Genomic DNA, 24591 nt, shown 5'->3' with positions numbered 1-24591 from the left:
CAATGAGACGCCGGGCCATCGTGCCCGGCGTTTTTCGTTGGCGCTCAGAGCCGTCCGATGCCTTCGAGCACCGCGCGCGCCGCACGCTCTCCGGGGGGCGGGCCGCCCTGCCCGAGCCGCTCCATCGTCAGCGCCATCGCCGCGTCCTGCGCGCCCGGCGCGTCGAGCACCGACAGGAGCGCGCGGGCGATCGGCTCGGGGCGGCAGTCCTTGCCGATGAACTCGGGCACCGCGCGGGTCTCGGAGACGAGGTTCACCAGCGTCACGGTATCGGTCAGCAGCATCCGCCCGATGATCTGGCGCGAGAGCCAGCCCATGTCATAGGCCACCAACATCGGCGTCGCCGCCGCGGCCAGCTCGAGCGACACCGTGCCGGAGGCGGCGAGCGCGACATCCGCGGCGCCGAAAGCCGCGCGCTTCTCGGCGCTCCAGACCGCGCTTTCGCGCTCGCGGGGATCGAGGATCACGGGAGCACCGGGCCAGTCGGCGACGGCCTCGACGACCTTGTCGGCCACGCCCTGCGCCGCCGGGATCACCAGGCGCAACTCCGGACGCCGCTCGGAGAGACGCCGCGCCACCGCGCCGAAGACCGGGGCAAGCCGCGCTACCTCGGAGCGGCGCGACCCGGGCAGGACGAGCGCGATGGGCGCGTCCCCGATCCCGGTGCTGTCGCGGAAGGCCGCGCAGTCCTCGGCCGAGGCCTGCGGGTCGGTCACGACCGGATGCCCGACGAAATCGCAGCGCATGCCCTCGGCCTCCATGTAGGGCGGCTCGAAGGGAAACAGCGCCAGCACCTGGTCGATATGGCGCGCCATCTTCGCGGCGCGGCCCGGACGCCAGGCCCAGACGGTCGGAGCCACGTAATGCACGGTCCTGAGCTGCGAGCGCGCCTTGATGATCTCGGCCACGCGGAGCGAAAACTCGGGAAGATCGACCGTGACCACCACGTCGGGCTGCCAGTCGATGGCGGCCTCGGCGGTCTCGCGGATGCGGCGTTTGAGGCTGCGGTATTCGCGCAGGATCTCGGTGATGCCCATGATCGCGATCTCGTCCATCGGGAAGAGGCTCTGGAGCCCCTCCTCGATCATGCGCGGACCGCCGATGCCGCGGACCTCGATCTCCTCGTCGGGCAGAAGCGCGCGCAGTCCCCGCATCAGCGCCGCGCCCAGACGGTCGCCCGAGGCCTCGCCCGCGGTCAGGAAGAGCTTCATCGCGCCCGGACCCAGAGATAGAGCCCGGCGCGATCGAGACGCCGCAGCGTTTCGTCGCGGTCGAGGACCATCACCCCGCCCGCCTCGATACAGAGACCGGCCAGCCCCGCCTCGGCCGCGGCCTTCGCCGTGCCGGGACCGATGGCGGGCAGATCGGCGCGGCGGTCCTGCCCGGGTTTCGGCCCCTTGTAGAGCATCCCGCTGCGCGTCTCGCGCCCCGAAAGCCAGTCGGCGGTGTCGTCCAGAACCTCGGCCCCAGTGTCCATGAGCCAGGTCACCGGGTCGCCCGCGCCTGCGTCCTGGCCCAGCCGCGCCAACATCGCGTCGGTCCCGGCATCGTCCTCTTGCGCGAGCACCTCGGTGCCGCGGATCACGCAAGCCTGACCGAGATCCGCCGCGCCCTGCTGGGCGAGCACGCCGTCGCCGACGCGGGCTTCGGTCTTGGCGATGGCGGGCGGCTGCGTGCGGGTCGGGACGCCCGGGTCGGGCAGAAGCGACGGCGCGGCCTCGTGCGCGGCCAGAAGCGCGAAGCCCGCCTCTTCGAAGAGCGCCATGACGCGGCGGAGCGCGCCGTCGTCACCCTGCCCCAGGGCCTCGGTCAGGCGCGGCACCAGCGGCGCGGTCGCGGCGTCGATGCGGGAGGGGTCGATCTGCGGACGCCGAATCGCGCCGCAGAGGCAAACCCGGGTCACGCCGCGCGCGCGCAGCGTCTCGAAGAGGCTGCCCAGGGTCTCGAGCCTAAAGGTCATGTCCGGCGTCAGATCGTCCGGCAGGAAGCCGTCGAGCGCCGCCACCAGGGGCCGCTCGACCTGCGCTCCGGCCACAGCCTGCGGCAGCCGCCCGCGACCTGCGATCAGCGCCAGCATCTCAGCCCGGGGTCAGGAAATGGCGGTCGGTATCGGCGAGGATGAACGCCACGATCTCGCGCACATAGTCGCTCTCGGTCTCGTCGCCCAGACGGCGGGCGCGGTCGGCGAAGGGCCCCTCGCCCTGCGCCAGCATCTGGAAGGCGGCGCGCAGCGCGGTGATGTCCTTTCGCGCCACGCCGCGGCGTTTCAGACCCACGAGGTTCAACCCGTCGAGCTTGCCGCGCGGGGCCTGGACGAGGCCGTAGGGGATCACGTCGTTCGTCACCATGGTGACAGCGCCGATGATCGCGCCGCGCCCGATCCGGACCCATTGATGCACGCCCGAGAGCCCGCCGACGATCACGTCGTCCTCGAGCACGCAATGCCCTGCCAGCGCCGAGTTGTTCACGAGGATGCAGCGGTCGCCGACCTGCACGTCATGGGCGACATGGCAGCCCGCCATGAAGAGCCCGTCATCGCCGACGCGGGTCAGCCCGCCGCCGCCCTCGGTTCCGGCATTCATCGTGACATGCTCGCGGATGCGGTTGCGCTTGCCGATCTCCAGCCGCGTCTTCTCGCCCTTGAACTTCAGGTCCTGCGGGGTCTCGCCGATCACCGCGAAGGGGAAGATCACGGTGTCTTCACCGATGACGGTCTCGCCGGTGACGACCACATGGCTCTTCAGAACAACACCATCGGCAAGGCTGACCTCGGGCCCGATATGGCAGAAGGGACCGATGGTGACGTTGTCGCCGATCTTCGCGCCGTCCTCGATGACGGCGGACGGATGGATACCGCTCACGCGGGCAGGTCCATCATCGCGGTGAACTCGGCTTCGCAGGCCATCTCGCCGCCGACCGTGGCACGGCCGCGGAACTTCCAGACCTTGCCGCCGGGCTTGCCGCGCAGCGTCTCGAGCTCCATCCGGAGCTGGTCGCCCGGGATCACCTTGCGGCGGAACTTGCAGCCGTCGATGCCCATGAAATAGATCAGCATCTCCTTGTCCTGCAGCTCCATCGTCACGCCGACCATGACGGCGGCGGTCTGCGCCATCGCCTCGACGATGGTGACGCCGGGCATGATCGGAGTGCCGGGGAAATGGCCCTGGAAATGCGGCTCGTTCATGGTGACGTTCTTGAGGCCCACCGCGCTTTTCGTGCCGTCGATCTCCTCGACCCGGTCGACGAGCAGGAACGGATAACGATGCGGCAGAATCCGCTGGATAAGCTGAATGTCGGCGCTGGTGGGCGTATCGGCCATGTCTCGTCCTTCTTGGCGGGCAGTATCCGGTCTGCCTAGCAACCGCCGCCCGCTCAGGCAAGCGCGCTCAGTTTTCGGGAAGCGCGCTGCCGTCGCCGAAGGCCGCGTTGACGCGCGCGATGGCCGCGTCCGTGACATCCGTGGTCGCGAGCGAGAAGAAGACCGAGCGCCGGTCGAGGATCATCGCCGCGCCGCGATCCGCGAGAAGCCGGGTCAGCACCGGCTGGGCAGCGTCGAGAAAGCGCCTCCGCTCCTCTTCCGAGCGGGTGCCGAGCGCGCGGGCCTTGGCGTCCTGGGTCTGGCGCAGCGACTGCACCTTCTCGTCGAACGCATCGGCAAGCGCGCGGAACTCGTCGGCCGGCACACGGTCGCGCTCTTCGGTGAGGCGGCGCTCTTCCTCGGTCAGATCGGCCTCGATCCGGCGGTTCTCGGCGGCGATGGCCTGCCCCTCGGCCTCGATCTCGCGGCTGACCCGCGCGCCAAAGGCGCTTTCGGCGTAAAACCGGTCAGGCTCGATCGTCAGGATCGCGCTCGGCCCCGGTGCGATCGGAGCCGGTTGCTGCTGCGCCCCGGCATGTCCCGGGAGCGCCAGGGCAAGAAGCGCCGCGGCCAGCGCGATGCGCATCCGCATCAGAAATCCGTCTGGATCGTCAGCTCGAAGTTCTGGTCCTTGTCGCGATCTTCCTTCTGGAGGGTCTCGGTGAAGTTGAAGCGCAGCGGACCGAGCGGCGTGTCCCAGAGAAGCGCGGCGCCGACGACCTGCCGCCATGCGCCATCCTCGTAGAGGACGTCCGAGTTTGTCTTGTCGAGCCCCCAGAGATTGCCGACATCGTAGAAGAGACCTCCGCGGATGCCGTATTCCTCGGCAAAGCCCAGCGGGAACTCGGCCTCGAGCCGGGCGACGGCGAAGTAATTGCCGCCAAGCGCGTCATCCACATCCGCCGCATCGTTGTATTCCCGCGGGCCGATGCCGCCGGGCTCGAAGCCGCGCATCAGGCTGGAGCCGAGGAAGAAGCGGTCGGTCACCCGGCTGCCATCGCCGGAGTAGTTGACCGCGCCGGCCTCGACCGTGGCGCGCAGCGTCACGTCCTCGTTGAAGGCAAGCCGCTGCGCGACCGCGCGCGCGGTGGTCTTGACGAACTCGGTATCGCCGCCGAGCCCGCCGAAATCCTGACCGAATTCCAGAAGCACGCCCGCGTCGGGATCCAGCCCGGTGCGGCGGGTGTCGTAGCTGAAGGTGTAGCCGATCGAGCTTTCGATGAGCTTGCCGCGCTCGGCCTCGGCCTTGACCAGTTCGCCGGTCTCGTCGATCGAGCCGTCGGGGATCGACAGGTCGGTCGATTGCAGCGTGTAGCGCAGTTGCAGGCGCGAGCTGTCGTTCAGCGGGAAGGTCAGCGACGGCGAGAGAGTGCCCACCTTGGTGTTGTAGCGCGCGTTGTCCTGCTCGGACTCGTAGTAGCTGAGGTTCAGGCCAAAGGCGACGTCGCGACCGAGAAGCGCGGGCTCGGTGAAGCGGAAGAAGTAGCGCGAGTTGTCCGAGGCGGTGTTGACGCCCAGCGACAGCTGCTGGCCCCGGCCGAGGAAGTTGCGCTCGGAGAAGGAGATCGCGGCGCCGAAGCCGGAATTGGTCGAGTAGTTGCCGCCGAAGCTGATCGAGCCGGTCGGCTGCTCGGTCACGTCGACATCGACGACCACCTGCTGCGGGGTCGAGCCTTCGCGGGCATCGACCTCGGCATCCGAGAAGAAGCCCAGCGCGCGAATGCGCTCGGCGGCGGCGCGGATTTCGCGCGGGTTGAACGGATCGCCCTCGACGGTGTCGAACTGGCGGCGCACGACGCGGTCGAGCGTGGTGGTGTTGCCCTCGATGTCGATGCGCTCGACGAAGATACGAGGGCCGCGGGTCAGCTGGTAGGTCACGTCGAGCGTGACATCGCGGTCGTTGCGATCGATGCGCGGCTCGACCCGGACGAAATCGAGACCCTCGCGGATCGCCATGCGCTCGAGGCGTGCGATGTCGGTCTCGACGGCGCTCGGGCTGTAGACCTGGCCGCTGCGCATCTTGATGGCGCGCTGGAAAGCATCGGGATCGACCCCCGGCATATCCGAGACGACCGAGACGTTGCCGACCTTGAATTGCTGGCCTTCCTCGATGTTGAAGGTCACGAAGAAGGCGTCGCGCTCCTCGGTCAGCTCGGCATTGACGCCGAGCACCCGGAAATCGACGAAGCCGCGCGAGGCGTAGAAGTCGCGCAGAAGCTGCTGGTCGAATTGCAGGCGATCCTCGACAAGGCTGTCACGGGTGACGAAGGCCCTCAGAAGGCCCGCCTGGCGGGTCTCGATGGCGCGGCGCAGGCGGCGATCCGAGAAGGCGCGGTTGCCGTTGAAGGCGATGCGCTCGACCTCGACCACCCCGCCCTCGAACACCTCGAAGACCAGGTCGACGCGATTGTCGGAGCGGCGGATCACCCGCGGCTGGACGCGCGCCGAGATGCGGCCCTGCGCGACATAGGCCTCGGCGATCGCGTTGGCGTCGGCCTCGGCCTGCGTCGGCGAAAAGACCCGGCGCGATTGCGACTGGATCACCGGCTGCAGGTCTTCGTCGGAGATGCGGCTGTTGCCCTCGACCGCGATGGTGTTGATCGTCGGGTACTCGACGACGCGGATCACCAGGGTGTTGCCCTGCGGAACGATCTCGACGCTCTCGAAGAGGCCCGACTCCTGAATGCGCTGATAAGCCGAGTTCAACTCGCCGGCCGACACGGTCTGACCGCGCGCGATGCCCGCATAGGAGAGGATCGTGCCCGGTTCGACGCGCTGGTTGCCCTCGATCGAGACGTTCGAGAAGGAATAGGATTGGGCGACGACGCCGTTTGGAAGGGTGGTGGCGGCAAGAGCGAGGATCAGCGCCAGCGCGGTGGCCGATCTGCTGGCCCGGCCGAGGCCGGAGCGGCCTCCGAAGATGCTGTCCGACATGCCCGCTCATCCCTTTTTTCTCTGGTCCCTTGGGCGAGTCCAGTATCGGGATTGACGGGCCTAGTCAAACCTCCGCGCGGGCAGCGCGAAGGGTCGTGGCGGGGGTGTCACGTGCAGGGGCTGTGCGCGGCCTGCACGAGCGTCAAAGCGAGCTGAGAGCCGCGCCGATCATCAGGGCCGCACCGAGCGTGCCCACGAAGAGCAGACGGTCGGTGTTGAGCCTCCAGATCAGCTGAAGTCCGCGTGCGCCGTGAGTGATGGTCTGCATGTCTTGGGCCCTTTCCTTGAGGTTCCAGTGCCATGCCTAACGCCGGATTCGGGCAAAGTTTTGGCAAATGCGGGGCGGCGCGATGCCGATGCGGGTGCTGGCACATGCAAGCGTATCAGCCCCTGCCAGGCCGGATCTCAGGCAGGTACGAGGGTCGATACCTGTCGTTGGGGGCGGACCAGCAGAGAACCGCTCATGGCTCGGCCGGGCACATCTCCGGTTCCGAGGCATGTCTTGGCGGAGGCGAGCATCGCCTCCGCCGATACGCGCGAAGGAGAGGCTTTTCGCCCCTCCTACCTGCGGGAGAACCCGCGTGAGGCCCGGCTCACACCGGGCCCGCGCTTACGGGCAGAAGATGTCGTTCGAGAGCGAGAAGATCATCAGGCCGAGCACCAGCGTCAGGCCCACCGTCATCAGGAATTTCAGCGCCCGGTCCGAGGGTTTGCGACCCGCGACGGCCTCATAGGCGAAGAAACACAGATGGCCACCGTCGAGCACCGGCACTGGGAAGAGGTTCAGCAGGCCGACCGCTGTCGAGAGGACCGCGATGAACCAGATGAAGCTCTGCGTGCCCTGGCTCGCCATGTCCGCCGAGGTCTCGGCAATGCCGATCGGGCCCGACAGGTTGCAGGTCGAGATCGCGCCGGTGATGATATGCCCCATCGCCGAAAGCGAGCCGGTGATGATCGCCCAGGTCTGCGACACCGCGCCGGTCATCGAGGCGAGTACGCCCGGGAACTCGGTGGCGGGATCGAAGTAGATGCCCCCCGTGACGCCGATCCGGTAGACGGTGCGGTAGGAGCCATCGGGCTGCGGCTCGTCGGTGCGCTTGGGCTGCAAGCTCAGGTCGAGCGTCTCGCCACCGCGCCAGATCTCGAGCGGCAGCGCCGCGCCTTCCGATCCCTCGACGGCGTCGCGAAGCTGGCTGAAGGCGAAGATGTCCTGACCGTCGATGGCCAGGATCGCGTCGCCCGGTTCCAGCCCGGCATCGGAGGCGGCCGAGCGCGGCACCACGTTGGTGATCAGCGGCGGGAAGGGATAGGGGCCGGTGAAGCTCTGCTCTTCTCCGTCGCGCAGGACCACGTAGTCGAGCCGCGGCTCGAGCGGCACCGGCGTCGGGAAGTAGCCGCGCACATCGGGATTGTTGACCGAAGTGGGCTCGATCCCGCCGATCGACAGGATGACGTCGCCTTCCTCGAGCGGCTGCTCGACCGGCAGGGCGCGCAGCTCGCCGACCGTCAGCGGATCGGAGGTCTGGCCCTGCAGCATGAAGATGCCTGCGAAGACGAAGAAGGACAGGATGAAGTTGAAGACCGGACCCGCCGCGACCGTCAGGGCGCGTGCCCAGAGCGGAGCGCCGTTCATGGTGCGACGCGCCTCGCTCTCCGAGAGCGCGTCCATCACGGTCTCGTCCGCCCCTCCGGATGCGTTTGCATCGCCCTTGAATTTCACGAAGCCGCCGAAGGGCAGAAGGGCGAATTGCCAGACGGTGCCGTGCTTGTCGGTGCGCGAGAACAGGACCGGGCCGAAGCCGAGCGAGAAGACCTCGGCATGGATGCCCGACCAGCGGCCGACGATGTAATGGCCGTATTCGTGCACCGCGACGATGACAGACAACGCGACCACGAAGGCCAGAACCGTCCAGAGAAACCCGCCGAATTGCGGAATCAGCGATACCATATCCAAAAGAACGATCCCCTATACCTGCTCAATGATCAAACGCGCCTCTTGCCGAGCGAGTTGGTCAGCCTCCCGCACGTTATCAAGACTGATCTCGACAGCAATATGGCCCCCCCGGGCCGAAATCCGGTCAAGCGTCTCCTCGACAACACCTGCCATGCGCGGAAAGCTGATCTCGCGCGCGATGAAGGCGTCGAGCGCCACTTCCTTGGCGGCGTTGAACACCGCGCCCGCGAGTCCCCGCACCTCCATGACCTCGCGCGCGAGGCGGAGCGCGGGCCAGCGCGTCTCGTCGGGCGCGCGGAAGGTGAACTGGCCGATCTGGGTGAGGTCGAGCCGTTCCACCGGAAGGGCGCGGCGCTCTGGATGGTGGAGCGCGAAGCCGATGGCATGGCGCATATCCGGCGGGCCGACATGGGCCATGAGCCCCCCGTCGCAGAAGCCCACGAGCGCGTGGATCATCGACTCGGGATGGATCACGGCTTCGATCCGGGCAGGATCAAGACCGAAGAACTCTCGCGTTTCAATGAGTTCGAGCGCCTTGTTGAACAAGGACGCGCTGTCGATGGTGATGCGCTGGCCCATCGCCCAGTTGGGATGGGTCGCGGCCTCTTCCGGCGTCGCCTCGGCCAGACGCTCGACTGGCCAGTCGCGGAACGCCCCGCCCGACGCGGTGATGATCACCCGCTCGACCGCCGAGATGTCCTCGCCGATGAGCGCCTGGAAGACGGCCGAATGTTCGCTGTCCACAGGCAGAACCTGCCCGCCATGCCGCTCGGCAGTGGCCATCACCAGCGGACCGGCGCAGACCATACTTTCCTTGTTCGCGAGCGCCAGCGTCGCGCCCTGCTCAAGCGCAGCGAGGCCCGGCGCGAGCCCCGCGGCCCCGACGATGGCCGACATGACCCAGTCGGCGGGGCGCGAGGCGGCCTCGGTCAGTGCTGCCTCGCCCGCCGCGGCCTCGACGCCAGAGCCCGCGAGCGCCTCGCGCAGCGCGGGCAGCGCGTCCTCATGGGCGGTTACGGCAATCTCGGCGCGCAAGTCGCTGGCATCCTTAGCCAATTGCGCGATGTTGCGGCCGCCGGTCAGGGCGACGACCTCGTAGCTCTCGCGGTCGCGCCCGATCAGATCGAGCGTGTTCTGCCCGATCGACCCGGTGGCCCCCAGGACGGAGATGCGACGCGGACGTGACACGGGGGTCAGAGCCCTCCGACGCCCGGCGGGAACCCGACGATCTGTCCGGCGATCAGGATGAAGAGCGCCGCCCCGAGCATCCCGTCGAAGCGGTCGAAAAGGCCGCCGTGACCCGGGATCAGGTTGGAGCTGTCCTTGACCCCGGCCCGACGCTTGATCGCGCTTTCGGCCATGTCACCGATCTGGCTGGCCATGGAAACGGCGATCGAGAGGCCGATGAGCCCAGTCCCCGCGCCTGTCATCGCGACGAAGATCCACCCCACCAGCGCCGAGGCAATCCAGCCCGCAACCGTGCCGGACCAGGTCTTCTTCGGGCTGACCCGCGGCCAGAATTTCGGCCCGCCGATGGAGCGTCCGGCGAAATACCCGGCGATATCGGTCGCGACCACGACGAGCACCAGCCAGACCATCCAGACGAGGCCATATTCATCCCGGAGCGCCATCATTCCGTATCCGGCGAGCAGGATCAGGGCCGCGAAGCTGGCATAGGTCACCCCGCCCCGCTCCATCCGGCCGAAGCCCAGCATCGACGGGGCGAGCACCAGCGGTAGCGCCCAGCCGCCGGGCACCTCGATGGCGACGAAGGTCACCACACCGGCGAAGCCGCCCAGCAGAAGCGCCGAGCGGTTGCGCCGGTCGTCGAGCATCGAGACCAGTTCCCAGACCATGACACCGCAGATGAGCGCCACGAGGAGGTGGAAGATCAGACCGCCGATCCAGACGCCGGCCATTCCGACGCCGACCAGAACGACCCCGGACATCACTCGTTCGCCGAGATCGTTCCAGTTGGAACCACTCATGCGGGCACGGCACCGTAGCGGCGGTCGCGGCGGCCATAGGCGCGGGTCAGCGCCTCGAACTCGGAGGCGCAGAAGTCCGGCCAGAGCGTGTCGACGAACTCGTATTCCGCATAGGCGGACTGCCAGAGCAGGAAGTTGGAGATGCGCGCCTCGCCGCTGGTGCGGATCACCAGGTCGGGATCGGGCAGCACGCAGGTATCGAGATAGCGCGGCAGGGTCTCTTCGCCGATCTCGGCGGGATCGAGCCGTCCGGCGGCGACATCCTCGGCCAGCCGCTTGGTGGCGCGGGCGACCTCGTCGCGGCCGCCGTAGTTCAGAGCGATGGTGAGATTCACGCCGGTGCAATGCCCCGTCATCTCCTCGAGCTCGTCCATCAGGCAGCGCAGCTTCTTGTCGAGCTTCACGCGGTCGCCGATGAAGCGGACCCGCACGTTTTCCGCCCGAAGGCTCGCCGCCTCCTTGGTGATGTAGCGGCGGAAGAGGCTCATGAGGCCCGCGACCTCGGTCTGGGTGCGTTTCCAGTTCTCGGTCGAGAAGGCGAAGATCGTCAGATACTCGACGCCCGCATCGGGACAGGCTTCGACAATCTCGCGCACGCGGCGGGCTCCGGCCTGGTGCCCGAAGAGCCGCGGACGCCCGCGCTGGGTCGCCCAGCGGCCGTTGCCGTCCATGATGATCGCGACATGGCGCGGTCCGGCGCCCCGGTTGATTGCCTTGGGCATGCTCGCCCTCCTTATCCCTGACCTGAAAACTCTTTAAAACGAACGGGACAGGCCGTCAGACCTGCATGATCTCTTCCTGTTTGGTCTCAAGTGCTTCGTCGACCTTCTTGATGTAGGTGTCGGTCAGATCCTGCACTTCGCTTTCCCAGAATTTCTGGTCGTCCTCGGACATGCCGTCCTTGGCCTTCTTGATCTGGTCCATGCCGTCGCGGCGCACGTTGCGCACCGAGACGCGTGCGTTTTCGGCATATTGCCCGGCGACCTTGGTCAACTCGCGGCGGCGTTCCTCGTTCAACTCGGGGATCGGCAGCATGATGATCGTGCCGTTGAGCTGCGGGTTGATGCCGAGGCCGCTTTCGCGGATCGCCTTCTCGACCTTGCCGACGAGCCCCTTGTCCCAGACGTTGATCGTGACCATGCGCGGCTCAGGCACGTTGACGGTGCCCACCTGGTTGATCGGGGTCATCGCGCCATAGGCATCGACCATCACCGGCTCCAGCATCGAGGCCGACGCGCGGCCGGTGCGGAGCGATGCGAACTCGGTCCTGAGATTGCTCATGGCGCCGTCCATGCGGCGTTTCAGATCGTCGGTATCAAGCTCGAAGTCGTCAGCCATGGGTCCGCTTTCTTGATTGCTAGAATGGTCTACCGGGGCGGCCGCACGCGTTCAACCGCGAAGCGCGGCTGTTGCGTTTTCGTTCCCCGTTGTGGCGCGGTGAGGACAGCGCGTCCCGGAGCGCTCAGCCCGCGACGCGGGTATAGGTGCCCTCGCCCGCGAGGATGCCCTTGAAGCCCCCCGGTTCGTCGAGCGAGAAGACGATGATCGGCAGGTTGTTGTCGCGCGCGAGCGCGATCGCCGAGGCATCCATCACCTTGAGATTCTTGGTCAGCACGTCGTCATAGCTGATCCGATCGAAGCGCACAGCGTCGGAATTGACCATCGGATCGCTGTCGTAGACGCCGTCGACCTTGGTGCCCTTGAAGATCGCCTCGCAGGCCATTTCCGAGGCGCGCAGCGTCGCCGCCGTGTCGGTGGTGAAATAGGGGTTGCCGGTGCCGGCGGCGAAGATGCAGACGCGCTTCTTCTCGAGATGGCGCACCGCGCGGCGGCGGATATAGGGCTCGCAGACCTGGTCCATCGGAATGGCCGAAATCACGCGGGTATAGACGCCGAGGCCTTCGAGCGCCGCCTGCATGGCAAGCGCGTTCATCACCGTCGCGAGCATGCCCATGTAATCGGCGGTGGTCCGCTCCATCCCCTGGGCGGAGCCCTGAAGCCCGCGGAAGATGTTGCCGCCGCCGATGACCATGCAGATCTCGACGCCCATGTCGTGGACCGATTTGACCTCGCGGGCGATCCGCTCGACCGTCGGGGGATGCAGCCCGTAGCCCTGGTCCCCCATCAGCGCCTCGCCGGAAATTTTCAGCAGGACGCGCTTGAAGGCGGTCTGGGAAAGGGCGTCGTCGGCCATGTTGCGCTTCTCCGGTGGGGCAGTCTAGGATTGCGGCCATAGATGTCGGAAAAGGCCCTTGGGGGCAATGCCGCTCATGCGAAGACCCGGGCTTTTTCCGGGCGCGGCGCTTTGGCCAGACCCCGCAGAGGATGCGTGCGGATGATCGACCTCGGACAGATCGACCCGGCTCGCCCGGTTCTGATCGCTGGCCCGACCGCCAGCGGCAAGTCCGGCCTCGCGCTCGCCATCGCCGAGGCTCAGGGCGGGGTCGTGATCAATGCCGACGCGATCCAGGTCTTCTCCGACTGGCGGGTCCTGACCGCGCGCCCGTCGCCGGAAGACGAGGCCCGCGCGCCTCATCGGCTCTATGGGCATGTTCCGAGCGACACGCCCTATTCCGTCGGCCAGTGGCTGCGCGAGGTCGCGCCGCTCCTCGCGGGCACAGAGCGCCCGATCATCGTGGGCGGCACGGGGCTCTATTTCACCGCGCTGGCCGAGGGTCTGGCCGAGATCCCAGAGACGCCCGCGGATATCCGCGCCGACGCGCAGGCCCGGCTGGAGACGGACGGGTTGGCGTCGCTCCTTTCCGAGCTCGACGCGCGGACGCGGTCGCGGCTCGATCCGCAGAACCCGATGCGGGTGATGCGCGCCTGGGAAGTGCAGAGGTCTACCGGCAAGCCTTTGGCCGAGTGGCAGGACGACATGCCCGCGCCGCTCCTGCCCCGCGTCGAAGCGCAGTGCTTCCTGATCGACGCGCCCAAGGCCTGGCTCACGCCCCGGATCGCGCGCCGCTTCGACATGATGTTGGACGAAGGAGCGCTCGACGAGGCGCGCGCCAATGCCGAAGCCTGGTCGCCCGCCCTGCCCTCGGCCAAGGCCATCGGCGCGGCGGAGCTCGTCGCCCACGTGAGGGGCGAGATGGATCTCGACACCGCCCGGGACCGCGCCATCGTCCTGACCCGCCAATTCGCCAAGCGGCAACGCACATGGTTCCGCGCCCGGATGTCGGACTGGCAGGCGCTCGACGCGCAGGAGGCGGCGTGATGGCGACCGGTCCCGGCTTCCTCCGCCGCCCGGCGCGCATCCAGGAGCCCGGACCGCTCGTCAAACCGGTGACCTGCCTGCCCTTCGGCCCGTTCTGCCGCGGCCAGCCCTGGCGGATGGCCGAGCTGCACGACCGCCAGACCGATCTCCTGGTCTGGATGACCCGCGGTCAAGGCCGCGCGGTCATCAACGGGTTGCGCCGCGGCTTCGGCGCCCATGGCGCGCTCTTTCTGCCTGCGGGCACGCTTTTCTCGGTCGAGCCCGGCGCGCAGGCCTATCTGCAGGTCATCGAGGCGCCCAAGGGGCTTCTGCCGCAACCGGTCCCGGGGCCCCTGCTCCTCCGGGTGCGCGACAGCCTTGGCCAGGCCGAGCTGACCGCGTGTTTCGAGGCGATGCAGCGTGAGACCGCCTATGGGCGGACGCATCTGCAGGACGCGCTCCGCGCGCATCTGGGTCTCGTCGGCGTCTGGCTTCGCCGTCAGTTCGAAGCGGGCGCGACCGACCGGCCGCCGGACAATGCCACCACCCGGCTCGCACGGCGCTTCGCCCATCTCGTGGTCGCGGATTTCCGCACCGACCGGGCGATGGCCGAATATGCCGAGGCGCTTGGCGTGACCGCCACCCACCTGACACGCACCTGCCGCGCCGCCTGCGGCAAGACCGCGTCGGAAATCATCACCGAGAGAAAGCTCTACGAGGCCAAGCTCATGCTGGGATCGGCCGGTCCGCCGATCCAGGAAGTGGCGCGGACGCTGGGCTTCAACTCGGCCGCCTATTTCACCCGGTTCATCCAGAACCACACCGGGCTGTCGCCCTCGGCGCTCCGGAAGCGCGCCCAGACGGCCAGCCATGTACGAGGTCCGGCATGAGCGCACGCCATCCTTTCGCGGCGCGCTACGCCGCCGAGCTTCGGTCAGGCGCGTTGTCCCGACGCGAATTCCTGACCCGGGTCACAGCGCTGGGCCTGACGCCCGCCGCGGCCTATGCCCTGGGCGGCTTCGCCCCCGCCGCCGCGCAAGAGCCGATCCCCGCCGATGCCGCGCCGGGCGACCGCATCCTGCGCATCCAGCAGGAGGTGCGCCCGCTGGTCGATCCGCGCACCGCCGACTGGTCCGAGATCGCCAATGTCTATCGCGGCTGGCTCGAATATCTCGTCGAAAACCAGGCGGACGGCACGCTGCGCGGCATGCTTCTCGAGGGATGGGAGGTGAACGCGGACGCGACCGGCTATGTCCTTCGTATCCGCCCGGGCGTCACCTGGACCACCGGCCAGCCGTTTAACGCAGAGGACGTGCTCCGGCTCTTCGACTACTGGTGCGACAGCTCGGTGGCGGGCAATGTCATGTCCGCGAGCCTCGCGAGCCTCGTCGATTCTGACTCCGGCAAACTGATCGAGGGCGCGGTCCGCGCGCGGGACGAGCTGACGGTCGAGATCGCCCTGCCCCATCCCGATGCCACGCTGATCGTGGCGCTCTCCGACTACCCCGCCGCCTGCGTGCCCCCGCGCTTCGATCCGGCGACCATGCTCTCGGCCCCGGTCGGCACCGGCCCGTTCCTGCCGGTCGAGGTCACCCCGGGCAGCCGCGCGATCCTCGTGCGCGACACGCAGCACGTCTGGTGGGGCAACACGGCGCCGGACTTCGGCCCAGTGGGGCTCGACCGGATCGATTTCGTCGATCTCGGGACGGATCCCGCAAGCTGGATCGCCGCCGCCAAGGCGGGCGCCATCGACATGCTCTACGAGAATGTCGGCCCCTTCATCGAAGCCGCCGATGGCATCGGCTGGCAGCGCTCCGAGGTCACGACCGGCGCGACATTGGTGCTGCGCGGCAACCAGACCGCCGAGATCTCCGGACGCAAGCCCTATGCCGAGCCCAAGGTGCGGCGGGCCTTGCAGCGCGCGATCTCGAACGAGATCTGCCTCGAGCTCGGTTATGACAATCGCGGCGAGGTCGCCGCCGATCACCACGTCTCGCCGATCCAGCCCGATTACGCCGATATCGGCCCCGCCCCGTTCGCCCCCGAGACCGCGCCGGTTCTGATCGCCGAAGCGGGCTTCGAGGATCTCGAGCACGAGGTGGTGACCCTCGACGACGGCATCGCCCGCGCCACCGGCGAGGCGATCGTGGCGCTCCTCGTCGATGCGGGCATCCGGGCGAAACAGGTGGTGCTGCCCGGGTCGCGGTTCTGGGCCGGGTGGAAGAGTTTCCCGCTCTCGGTGACCGAATGGAATCATCGCCCTCTGGGCATCCAGACCCTGAACCTCGCCTATCGCTCCGGCGCGGTCTGGAACGAGAGCGGCTACGCCAATCCCGCCTTCGACGCCGCCCTCGACCGGGCGCTCAGCCTTGCCGACGCCGCCGAGCGCAGCGCGGTGATGGCCGAGCTCGAACGGATGCTGCGCCTCGATGCGGTGATCGTGCAGCCCTTCTGGCGCAAGCTCTTCCGGCATTACCGTCCGGGCGTCACCGGGGCCGAGATGCACCCCTCCTTCGAGCTGCATCTCTACAAGCTGGGTCTTGCGGACTGACCGGTCGGAAGGCGCGCGGCCTCAGCCGCCGAGGATGACCTTCACGTAATTGCGGGTCTCTTTGTAGGGCGGCACGCCGCCATGCTTCTCGACCGCGCCGGGACCGGCATTGTAGGCCGCGAGCGCCAGTTTCCAGGATTTGAACTTGGCGAACTGCTGCTTGAGATAGCGCGCGCCGCCTTCGAGGTTCTGCGCCGGGTCGCGCGGGTCGACGCCGAGACGCTTGGCGGTCATCGGCATCAGCTGCGCCAGCCCCAGAGCGCCCTTGTGCGAGCGCGCCGTGGCGTTCCAGCCGCTTTCCTGCTGGACGAGCCGCAGGAAGAGATCCTCGGGGATGCCGTGGCGGCGGGCGGCCTCGCGCGCCATCGTGAGGTAGAGCCCCTTGTACTTGCCCTGGTAGCGCGGGATCGCGGTGTCGGGCTGGACGCCGTATTTCGTGGGCGTCACCACGGTCGGCGGCTGCAGGCGCACCGAGTTGCGGTACTGCTGCGCGGCGCGGGTATCGAGCACCTTGGTCTGGGTCGAGAAGAGCCGCGCGCGGTTCTTCGTCGACAGCACGTCGGCCACGCTGGCAGCCGGAATGGCAAGCGCGGCAATGACCGCGATGGAAACCCCGAAACGAAACACCCTGTCCCCCGAACGTCCCAAACAATCCGGGGCGACTATACCGGGTTTTGCCGCTCTGGCCACCCTTGCGACGCCCAATGGGCCCGGAGCCGCTTACGGTTTCTTAGCCAAGCCCGTGCTAGGCGTCCCCGGGCGTCTCGGGGCGTCGGCGGGTTACGCTCGGGACGGGGCATGGTAAAAGGTCGGTCAGCGGAGGAGAGCCGCAGATTCGCGAGCAGAAGAGAGGTGCCATGGCGGGCAGCGTGAACAAGGTCATCATCGTCGGAAACCTGGGCAGAGACCCCGAGGTCCGAAGCTTCCAGAACGGCGGCAAGGTCTGCAACCTGCGGATCGCGACCTCCGAGACCTGGAAGGACCGCAACACCGGTGAGCGCCGTGAAAAGACCGAGTGGCACTCGGTGGCGATCTTCTCGGAGCCGCTCGCGCGGATCGCGGAGCAGTATCTCAAGAAGGGCTCCAAGGTCTATATCGAGGGTCAGCTCGAGACCCGGAAATGGCAGGACCAGTCCGGCCAGGACCGCTATTCGACCGAGGTCGTCCTGCGCCCCTATCGCGGCGAGCTGACGCTTCTCGACGGCCGCGGCGAAGGCGGCGGTGGGGGTGGCGGCTCCTATGGCGGTGGCGGCGGCTCCTATGACGGCGGGCGCGACTACGGCGGCGGCGGCGGCGATTATGGCGGCGGCCCGAGCCGCGCCCCCTCGCGCGATCTGGACGACGAAATTCCGTTCTGATCCGGCCAGCGCTCCGGAGCGGACAGAGTTAGAAGGGCCCGGTTTCGACCGGGCCTTTTTGTTTGAAAAGCGCCGAAGTGGATGTGCCCTGCGTCGCCCGCTAGGCGCGCAGCGCCAGAGCCTCTTTCAGGAGCGACAGGACCACGTCTCCCGGCACGTCCGAGGTCACGAAGGCCTCGCCGATCCCGCGCGCCAGAATGAAGCGCAGCTGACCGTCCACGACCTTCTTGTCCTGACCCATGAGATCGAGCAGCGTTTCGGCATCCGGAAGATCGCCGGGAATATCCGACAGGTCGGTCTTCATGCCCATCGCCTTGAGATGCGCGCGCACCCGCGACGGATCCTCCTGCGCACAAAGCCCCAGCCGCGCCGAGAGCGCAAAGGCCAGCGCGCAGCCGATCGCCACCCCTTCCCCGTGCAGCAGGCGGTCGGAATAGCCGGTCGCCGCCTCGAGCGCGTGGCAGAAGGTGTGGCCGAGGTTCAGAAGCGCCCGGTCGCCCATCTCGGTCTCGTCGCGGGCCACGATCTCGGCCTTCATCTCGACCGAGCGCCGGACCGCCCGCGCGCGCGCTTCGGCATCGCCACGCGAGAGCGCCGGACCGTTGTCTTCGAGCCAGTCGAAGAACTCCGCATCGCCCAGCAGCCCGTATTTCACCACCTCGCCATAGCCCGCGAGGAAATCGCGGGGCGTCAGCGTCGCCAGCGCGCCGATATCGGCAAGCACGCGCGCGGGCTGGTGGAAGGCGCCGACAAGGTTCTTGCCATGCGGCGAGTTGATCCCGGTCTTGCCGCCGACCGAGCTGTCGACCTGCGCCAGAAGCGAGGTCGGCACCTGCACGAAGCGCACGCCACGGCGCAGGATCGCCGCCGCGAAGCCCGCGAGATCCCCGATCACGCCGCCGCCCAGCGCGACGACCACGTCGCGGCGTTCGATCTTCTGCGACAGGAGCCATTCCACCACACGCTGCAATTCGGCCCAACTCTTGGTCGCCTCGCCGGGCGTGAGCGTCAGCGTGCTGGAGGCGATGCCCTCCGCCGCCAGGGCCGCCTCGAACGTCGCGCCGTGATGCGCGGCCACGGTCGCGTCGGTCACGATGGCGATCCGCGGGCGTGCGAGGAGCGGCGCGATCTCGGCCCCGGCGCGGGCAATCAGGCCTTCGCCGATCCGCACCTCGTAGCTGCGCGCCCCCAGGGCCACAGTAACGGTATCGGTCATGAGAGAGGCTCCAGGATGTCGGGACGGGTCGCGAGCGCCTCGAGCACGCGCCCGGCGGTGTCGTCGATGGAATAATCGGGCTGCGTCGCGACCGACAGATCGGCCAGCCGGTAGACCGGCACGCGCGCCTCGAACAGAGCGGTGAGCGCGCCCTTGGGATCGGCGGTGCGCAGAAGGGGCCGCGTGTCCTTGTGCCGGACCCGCGACCACAAAAGATCGAGCGACGCATCGAGCCAGACCGATACGCCGCGGTTCGAGATCATCTCGCGATTGGCCTCGGACAGGAACGCGCCGCCGCCGGTGGACAGGATGCAGGGCACGCCATCGAGCAGCCGCCCGATCACCTGGCTTTCCTTGCGCCGGAAGAACGGCTCGCCGTCGCGGGCGAAAATCTCGGCGATGGTCATGTTGGCCGCGGCTTCGATCTCCTGGTCGGAATCACGAAACGCCACGCCCAGGCGGGCCGCCAAGGCGCGCCCGACGGCGGTCTTTCCCGCCCCCATCATGCCCACCAGAACCACGGTGCGCTTGAGACGGGCCCGATTGTGACGGGCGGTATCGGCCATCTCCTGCCCATGCTTGCTTTTTCCGCGTGAATGACGTGATCTTGCGAAAAAGGCCAGTTACAAAAGCCAAAAAACTTCTGGGCAGAACGTGAGGCGAGATGGGGCGATTGCTGAAATACCTGGTCTACCTGGCGATCATCGGCGTGATCGCGCTGGCGGGCTATGCCTATATCGGCCCGTTCTTCGGCGCCGATTTCTCCCCGCCACAGACCGAGGTTCGGGTGCCGGTCGATCTGGATGTGGACTGACCGAGCGTCGAGATGTGCCGCGCTCTGGCTTCTCGCCGCCCCCGCGGCGGCGCAGGAGCCACTGACGGCCATCGACTGGCTCGGCGCGACCGAAGGGTTGCCGCGCACGACGGCCTTGCCGCAGCCCGATGCCGCGGGCGCCACGCAGGGCTCTCCGGTCCAGCCGAACGAGCCTCCGGTGGCCGACAGGGTGGAGACGCCCGAGATCACCTCTGCACCGCTCGATGCGCCTTCGGCCGAGGCCGTGGGGCTCTTGCCGGTCTCGGTGACGGGGCTGCCGCGCACGCTCTGGTCGGCAAGCGAGACCCGCGACCTTCTTCCCAAGCTCAACCGGATCGAGGCCGATTACGCGGCCATCTCGGCGCTACTGAACACGCTTCTTCTGGCCGAGGCCGATCCGCCCGCGACCGGCAGCGAAGGCGCTCCGCTTCTCGCGGCCCGGATCGAACGGCTGATGCGGGACGGCGCGCTCGACCCGGCCCTGGCCTTGCTGGACCGCTCGGGGCTCGGGGCCGAGACGCTGTTCGATCTCTGGTTCGATCTCGCGCTCCTGACCCAGACCGAGGACGCCGCCTGCACCGAGCTTGAAGCCAAGCCGTCGCTCAGCGAGGCGCTCGCGCCGCGAATCTTCTGCGCCGCGCGGGCCGGCGACTGGCAGCGCGCGAGCCTCGCCCTCGCCGCGGGCCGCGAGACCGGCACGCTGTCGCCCCGCGATGCCGATCTGCTGGAGCGGTTTCTCGACCCGGAGCTGTCCGAGGGATTGCCGCCGCTGCCGCCGCCCACCGATCCGACGCCGCTCCAGTTCCGCCTCTTCGAAGGGATCGGCGAGCCGCTTTCGACCAACAGACTGGGCCGCGCCTTTGCGGCCACCGATCTCGATGGCGACCAGGGATGGAAGGCGCAGCTCGCCGCCGCCGAGCGCCTGGCCCGTGCCGGAACGCTCGCGCCGAACCGCTTTCTCGGCATCTATACCGAGCGCGAGCCCGCCGCGTCTGGCGGGATCTGGGACCGTGTCGAGGCGCTCCAGCGCTTCGATACCGCGCTGACCGCCCGCGATCCCCGCTCGATCGCCGCGGCGCTCCGCAGGGTCTGGCCCGAGATGCGGGACGCGGGGCTTCTCAGCACCTTTGCCACGCTTTACGGCCCGGATTTGGCGGGCTTGCCGCTCGACGGTCCGGCCAAGCGCATGGCGCAGCATGCGGGGCTTCTGTCGGAAGAGTACGAGACCATCGCCGCCACCTCGGCGCCGGCGGGCGACGCGGCGCGGTTCCTTTTTGCCGTCGCGCGCGGAACCGATCCCGGCACGCCGCCGCCGGACCTGCCCCATGGCGCCTCGGTGCAGGCGGGTTTCGACGGCACGGCCGAGACGCCGCCCCGGATCAAGACGCTGGCCGAGGACGGAAAGCTCGGGGAAGCGATCCTCGTCACCATGCTGGAATTCGAGCGTGGTGCCGCGGGCGATCCCGGCGCTCTGTCGGGTGCCTTGGCCGCGATGCGCGACCTGGGGCTCGAAGACACGGCGCGGCGCGCGGCGCTCGAGCTTGTCGTGACCGCCCTCGAGGCGCGCGAGGCTCGGCGATGAGCGACCGGCTCTGGATTTCCTCGTTCCTCGAAGCGCAGGCGGCCGAGCGCGGCGCGGCACAGAACACCCAGCTCGCCTATGCGCGCGATCTCTCCGACGTGGCCGATTGGCTTTCGGGGCGGGGCCGTGGCTTCGTCGATGCGGAGCGGTCCGATATCGAGGATTACCTTGTGCATTGCGACGCGCAGGGGCTCTCCGTCGCCACCCGCGCGCGGCGGCTTTCCGCGATCAAGCAGCTCTACCGCTTCACCTTCGAAGAGGGGCTCCGACCGGACAACCCGGCGGTCCAGATCTCGGGGCCGGGCCGCGCCAAGCGACTGCCCAAGACGCTGTCCATCGAAGAGGTCGACCGGCTCCTGACCGCCGCCGAGACCCATGGCCGGACGGACACCGACCGCCTGCGCTCGACCTGCCTGATGCAGCTTCTCTATGCTACCGGCATGCGGGTCTCGGAACTCGTCTCGCTCCCGCTCGCCGCCGCCAAGGGCGACCCGCGCATGCTTCTCATTCGCGGCAAGGGCGGGAAGGAGCGGATGGTGCCGCTCTCGCCGCCCGCCCGCGACGCGCTCGCCGCCTGGCTCGCGCATCGGATGGACGAGGAGGACGCCGCGCGCAAGGACGGCAAGCCTGCCTCGCCCTTTCTCTTCGCCTCGCGCGGGAAGGCCGGGCATTACACGCGCCACTGGTTCTATGCGCATATCAAGGATCTCGCGGTGACCGGCGGAGTGTCGCCCGCGAAGGTCACGCCGCACACGCTCCGCCACGCCTTTGCCACGCATCTCCTGGCCAACGGCGCCGATCTCAGGGCGATCCAGACCTTCCTCGGGCACGCGGATGTCGCGACGACGGAAATCTACACCCATGTGCTGGAAGAGCGGCTGCGCGAGCTTGTGCTCGACCATCACCCGCTGGCGCGCGAGGGCTGACGAGCAGCCCGGGACCGAAAGTCGGGGTCCGGAACCCCGGGCGCGCTTGAACTGCCGCCCTGCCCGACCCATAACCGATTGAGTTTCTGCAACCGGACGGGCCGATGGACGCCAGCATTTTCGACACCGCTTTCTGGATCACCGCCGGAGCGATCCTCGCGCTCCTGGTCCTGTCGGGCTTCTTCTCGGGCTCCGAGACCGCGCTGACCGCGGCCTCGCGCGGCAAGCTGCGCGCCGCGGTCGACCGCGGATCGAAAGGCGCCGAACGGGCGCTGAAGATCACCGAGGACAACGAGCGGCTGATCGGCTCGGTCCTGCTGGGCAACAACCTCGTCAACATCCTGGCGACCTCGCTCGCCACGGCGCTTTTCACGCGCATTTTCGGCGAGGGCGGCGTGGCGCTGGCGACGCTGGTGATGACGTTCCTCGTCCTGATCTTCGCCGAGGTGCTGCCCAAGACCTACGCGATCACCAATCCCGAGACCGCCGCCGCGCGGGTCTCTCCGGTGATCCAGCTCGTGATCCTGGTCTTCTCGCCGGTGGTGAGCGCGGTCCGGGTCTTCGTGCGGCTGGTCTTGCGGCTCTTCGGCGTGCAGACCGATCCCGACAGCCAGATCCTCGCCGTGCGGGAAGAGATCGCGGGCGCGCTCAATCTCGGCCATTCCGAAGGCGTGGTCGAAAAGGAGGACCGCGACCGGATCCTCGGCGCTCTCGATCTGGCCGAGCGCACGGTCGAGGAGATCATGCTCCACCGGTCGGGCATCGAGATGATCGACGCCGACAGCGATCCGAGCCAGATCCTCCAGCAATGCCTGGAAAGCCCGCACACGCGGCTGCCGATCTACAAGGACGACCCCGAGAACATCATCGGCGTGATCCATGCCAAGGACCTTCTGCGCGCGATGTACAAGCTGATGCAGGGGCCCGAGGCCTCGATGCAGGCGCTGAAGGAGTTCGACATCCGCAAGGTCGCGATGAAGCCCTACTTCATCCCCGACTCGACTTCGCTCGACGACCAGATGCGGCAGTTCCTGCGCCGCCGCACTCACTTCGCGCTGGTGGTCGATGAATACGGCGCGCTTCTGGGGCTTCTGACGCTCGAGGACATTCTCGAAGAGATCGTCGGCGAAATCACCGACGAGTTCGATCCCGATGCCGATCACGCGATCAAGATGGCCGAGGACGGGCATTTCTGGATCGACGGGCTGATGACGATCCGCGACTTCAACCGCGCCACGGATTTCCAGCTTCCGGACGAGGAGGCCAACACCGTCGCCGGTCTGGTGATCCACGAAGCGCAGATGATCCCGACCGTCGGACAGGTGTTCTCGTTCCACGGCTTCCGTTTCGAGGTCGCGGGCCGCGAGAACAACCGGCTCACTCGGCTGAAAGTACGACCTCTCGAGGCCCGTCCGGAACCGCGCCCGGATCAGTGACGAGGCTCAGCCGGTAGCCGGTCGCCCCGGCGCCGATCTCGACCTGCCCGCCGATCTGCTCGGCCGCGCTTTCGATGAGGCGCATGCCGATGGAGCTGACGTCGTTGCCCGCGTCGAGCTGGGTGGCCTGATCCCCGATCCCGTTATCGCTGCACTCGAGACGGAGTGTGCCGTCGTCGTCGCAGGCGACGCGGATCGTGATCACACCGTCGCGCCCGTCGGGGAAGGCGTGCTTGTTGGCGTTGGCGGCGAACTCGGAGACGATCATCGCCAGCGTCGCGGCCTTGCGGCTGTCGACACGCACCGACGCGATCTCGGCATCGATGGCGACGTTGCCCTTGAGCGATCCGCGCATCAGATCGAGGATCCGGTGTAGATAGGTATCGAGCCGGACCATGTCGAATTCGGAGGTCTGGTAGAGCTCGCGGTGAAGCTGCGCGATGGCATCGACCCTGCGCCCCACGGCCTCGAGCGCGTCGCGGCTTTCCGGCGAGCGGGCGCGTGAGACATAGATGCGGATGAAGCTCGCCACGGTCTGAAGCGAGTTCTTCACCCGATGATCGATCTCGGCGCGCAGAACCTCTTCGTTGCGGAGCGAGCGCTTGAGGTCCATCTGGCGCATCACCTGCCCGGCCAGGACCTCAAGCGCGTGGCGCTGGGTCTCGTTCAGCCGCCGCGGCTTCGTGTCGAGCACGCAGAGCGATCCGAGCGCATAGCCCGAAGGCGTGATCAGCGGCGCCCCGGCGTAGAAGCGGACGGGATCCGTCTCGCTCAGGCACAGCGGATTGTCGCGCGTCCGGCGATCCTCGAGCGTGTCAGGGATCTCGAGCACGCGGGTGCCGAGGATCGTGTGGGCGCAGATCGCCTGGTCGATGGGGGTCTCGGGCTGGTCGAAGCCCTCGCGCGCCTTGAACCACTGGCGGTTCTTGTCGACGAGGCTGATCAGCGCCGTCGGGACCTGGCATATCTCCCGGATCAGCGCGACGACATCGTCAAAGCTCTTCTCCGAGGACGTATCCAGAATCTGGTAATTGGCGAGCTCTTCCAGGCGCTCGTCCTGATTTTCCGGTACGGGTGCTCGCATTGAATGTCGTGGTGCCTCAAGTCATGTGTCAGGGTGACGGACAGCAGCATCGGACCGAGACGCTTCGTGACCGGTTGCGCGCTGCCATATATACCGACACCTCGGGTTTGCAAATTTAGATGGACGATTCTGTCACAAAGATCAAACATGCGAATGTCATATATATTTGACAGTTTCTTGAAGGTCGCCCG

At 67.9% G+C, this 24591-nt stretch carries 25 protein-coding genes; 8 read left to right on the top strand and 17 right to left on the bottom strand.

Annotated elements, in window-relative coordinates:
* Positions 1–44: 44 nt before the first annotated feature.
* From lpxB to pyrH, 13 genes are all read right to left on the bottom strand, one after another.
* Positions 45–1211 carry a lipid-A-disaccharide synthase gene (gene lpxB / locus ACFQ4E_RS05350; RefSeq protein WP_386801907.1) on the bottom strand — a complete coding sequence of 389 codons (1167 nt, stop codon included), beginning with the start codon at positions 1209–1211 and terminating at the stop codon, positions 45–47.
* A complete protein-coding gene (locus ACFQ4E_RS05345; protein ID WP_386801906.1) occupies positions 1208–2077 on the bottom strand; it encodes an LpxI family protein in 870 nt (289 codons plus the stop codon). Before ACFQ4E_RS05345 ends, lpxB begins: the two co-directional genes overlap by 4 nt.
* A 1-nt stretch (position 2078) precedes the next feature.
* Positions 2079–2861, bottom strand: coding sequence for an acyl-ACP--UDP-N-acetylglucosamine O-acyltransferase (gene lpxA / locus ACFQ4E_RS05340; RefSeq protein WP_386801905.1), 783 nt, complete (start codon positions 2859–2861; stop codon positions 2079–2081).
* Positions 2858–3319 carry a 3-hydroxyacyl-ACP dehydratase FabZ gene (gene fabZ, locus ACFQ4E_RS05335; protein ID WP_386801904.1) on the bottom strand — a complete coding sequence of 154 codons (462 nt, stop codon included), beginning with the start codon at positions 3317–3319 and terminating at the stop codon, positions 2858–2860. Before fabZ ends, lpxA begins: the two co-directional genes overlap by 4 nt.
* 67 nt (positions 3320–3386) lie before the next feature.
* Positions 3387–3950, bottom strand: a complete 564-nt coding sequence (locus ACFQ4E_RS05330; protein ID WP_386801903.1) for an OmpH family outer membrane protein — start codon at positions 3948–3950, stop codon at positions 3387–3389.
* The gene (bamA, locus tag ACFQ4E_RS05325; protein WP_386801902.1) at positions 3950–6292 is read right to left on the bottom strand and encodes an outer membrane protein assembly factor BamA; all 2343 of its coding nucleotides are present in this window, start codon (positions 6290–6292) and stop codon (positions 3950–3952) included. Before bamA ends, ACFQ4E_RS05330 begins: the two co-directional genes overlap by 1 nt.
* Before the next feature lie 142 nt (positions 6293–6434).
* Entirely contained in the window at positions 6435–6560 is a 126-nt protein-coding gene (locus tag ACFQ4E_RS05320; RefSeq protein WP_386801901.1) for a hypothetical protein, read from the bottom strand.
* A 342-nt stretch (positions 6561–6902) separates the two neighbouring features.
* Positions 6903–8246: an RIP metalloprotease RseP gene (rseP, locus tag ACFQ4E_RS05315; protein WP_386801900.1), complete on the bottom strand. Its 1344-nt coding sequence runs from the start codon at positions 8244–8246 to the stop codon at positions 6903–6905.
* A 12-nt stretch (positions 8247–8258) separates the two neighbouring features.
* Positions 8259–9434 (bottom strand): 1-deoxy-D-xylulose-5-phosphate reductoisomerase, encoded by a 1176-nt coding sequence (dxr, locus tag ACFQ4E_RS05310; RefSeq protein WP_386801899.1) that lies wholly within the window; start codon positions 9432–9434, stop codon positions 8259–8261.
* 5 nt (positions 9435–9439) lie between these two features.
* Positions 9440–10234, bottom strand: a complete 795-nt coding sequence (locus ACFQ4E_RS05305; RefSeq protein ID WP_386801898.1) for a phosphatidate cytidylyltransferase — start codon at positions 10232–10234, stop codon at positions 9440–9442.
* Entirely contained in the window at positions 10231–10956 is a 726-nt protein-coding gene (uppS, locus tag ACFQ4E_RS05300) for a polyprenyl diphosphate synthase (protein WP_386801897.1), read from the bottom strand. The genes ACFQ4E_RS05305 and uppS overlap by 4 nt, the downstream gene beginning before the upstream one ends.
* Before the next feature lie 55 nt (positions 10957–11011).
* Complete coding sequence (frr, locus tag ACFQ4E_RS05295; protein ID WP_386801896.1) at positions 11012–11572, bottom strand: ribosome recycling factor; 561 nt, start codon at positions 11570–11572, stop codon at positions 11012–11014.
* 124 nt (positions 11573–11696) lie between these two features.
* Positions 11697–12428 (bottom strand): UMP kinase, encoded by a 732-nt coding sequence (gene pyrH, locus ACFQ4E_RS05290; RefSeq protein ID WP_386801895.1) that lies wholly within the window; start codon positions 12426–12428, stop codon positions 11697–11699.
* 141 nt (positions 12429–12569) lie between these two features.
* Between pyrH and miaA the strand changes: the two genes are divergently transcribed.
* Genes miaA through ACFQ4E_RS05275 form a run of 3 tightly spaced genes read left to right on the top strand, consistent with a single transcriptional unit; the run spans position 12570 to position 15984 of the window.
* Complete coding sequence (gene miaA, locus ACFQ4E_RS05285) at positions 12570–13454, top strand: tRNA (adenosine(37)-N6)-dimethylallyltransferase MiaA (protein WP_386801894.1); 885 nt, start codon at positions 12570–12572, stop codon at positions 13452–13454.
* Complete coding sequence (locus tag ACFQ4E_RS05280; protein WP_386801893.1) at positions 13454–14323, top strand: helix-turn-helix transcriptional regulator; 870 nt, start codon at positions 13454–13456, stop codon at positions 14321–14323. Before miaA ends, ACFQ4E_RS05280 begins: the two co-directional genes overlap by 1 nt.
* Positions 14320–15984, top strand: coding sequence for an ABC transporter substrate-binding protein (locus ACFQ4E_RS05275; RefSeq protein WP_386801892.1), 1665 nt, complete (start codon positions 14320–14322; stop codon positions 15982–15984). The genes ACFQ4E_RS05280 and ACFQ4E_RS05275 overlap by 4 nt, the downstream gene beginning before the upstream one ends.
* A gap of 21 nt (positions 15985–16005) precedes the next feature.
* On the opposite strand, the gene ACFQ4E_RS05270 is transcribed toward ACFQ4E_RS05275, so the two are convergent.
* A complete protein-coding gene (locus ACFQ4E_RS05270) occupies positions 16006–16611 on the bottom strand; it encodes a lytic transglycosylase domain-containing protein (protein ID WP_386801891.1) in 606 nt (201 codons plus the stop codon).
* Between the two features lie 230 nt (positions 16612–16841).
* Between ACFQ4E_RS05270 and ssb the strand changes: the two genes are divergently transcribed.
* Positions 16842–17342, top strand: a complete 501-nt coding sequence (gene ssb, locus ACFQ4E_RS05265) for a single-stranded DNA-binding protein (protein ID WP_386801890.1) — start codon at positions 16842–16844, stop codon at positions 17340–17342.
* Positions 17343–17442: 100 nt separating this feature from the next.
* On the opposite strand, the gene aroB is transcribed toward ssb, so the two are convergent.
* Together aroB and ACFQ4E_RS05255 are read right to left on the bottom strand one after the other, a co-directional pair.
* Positions 17443–18558, bottom strand: a complete 1116-nt coding sequence (gene aroB / locus ACFQ4E_RS05260) for a 3-dehydroquinate synthase (RefSeq protein ID WP_386801889.1) — start codon at positions 18556–18558, stop codon at positions 17443–17445.
* On the bottom strand, positions 18555–19124 hold the full coding sequence (locus tag ACFQ4E_RS05255) for a shikimate kinase (RefSeq protein WP_386801888.1): 570 nt from the start codon (positions 19122–19124) through the stop codon (positions 18555–18557). Before ACFQ4E_RS05255 ends, aroB begins: the two co-directional genes overlap by 4 nt.
* 98 nt (positions 19125–19222) lie before the next feature.
* On the opposite strand from ACFQ4E_RS05255, the gene ACFQ4E_RS05250 reads away from it, so the two are divergent.
* From ACFQ4E_RS05250 to ACFQ4E_RS05235, 4 genes are all read left to right on the top strand, one after another.
* Complete coding sequence (locus ACFQ4E_RS05250; RefSeq protein WP_386801887.1) at positions 19223–19372, top strand: hypothetical protein; 150 nt, start codon at positions 19223–19225, stop codon at positions 19370–19372.
* Complete coding sequence (locus tag ACFQ4E_RS05245) at positions 19362–20954, top strand: hypothetical protein (protein WP_386801886.1); 1593 nt, start codon at positions 19362–19364, stop codon at positions 20952–20954. Before ACFQ4E_RS05250 ends, ACFQ4E_RS05245 begins: the two co-directional genes overlap by 11 nt.
* The gene (locus tag ACFQ4E_RS05240; protein ID WP_386801885.1) at positions 20951–21880 is read left to right on the top strand and encodes a site-specific tyrosine recombinase XerD; all 930 of its coding nucleotides are present in this window, start codon (positions 20951–20953) and stop codon (positions 21878–21880) included. The genes ACFQ4E_RS05245 and ACFQ4E_RS05240 overlap by 4 nt, the downstream gene beginning before the upstream one ends.
* Positions 21881–21984: 104 nt before the next feature.
* Positions 21985–23316, top strand: a complete 1332-nt coding sequence (locus ACFQ4E_RS05235; RefSeq protein WP_386801884.1) for an HlyC/CorC family transporter — start codon at positions 21985–21987, stop codon at positions 23314–23316.
* On the opposite strand, the gene ACFQ4E_RS05230 is transcribed toward ACFQ4E_RS05235, so the two are convergent.
* Positions 23258–24400, bottom strand: a complete 1143-nt coding sequence (locus ACFQ4E_RS05230; RefSeq protein ID WP_386801883.1) for a histidine kinase dimerization/phosphoacceptor domain -containing protein — start codon at positions 24398–24400, stop codon at positions 23258–23260. The two genes, ACFQ4E_RS05235 and ACFQ4E_RS05230, sit on opposite strands and share 59 nt — an antisense overlap.
* Positions 24401–24591 lie beyond the last annotated feature (191 nt).

It is taken from the genome of Litorisediminicola beolgyonensis (assembly GCF_042679605.1).
GTDB classification, from domain to species: domain Bacteria; phylum Pseudomonadota; class Alphaproteobacteria; order Rhodobacterales; family Rhodobacteraceae; genus Litorisediminicola; species Litorisediminicola beolgyonensis.
This window is presented reverse-complemented; position numbering and strand designations above follow the sequence as displayed.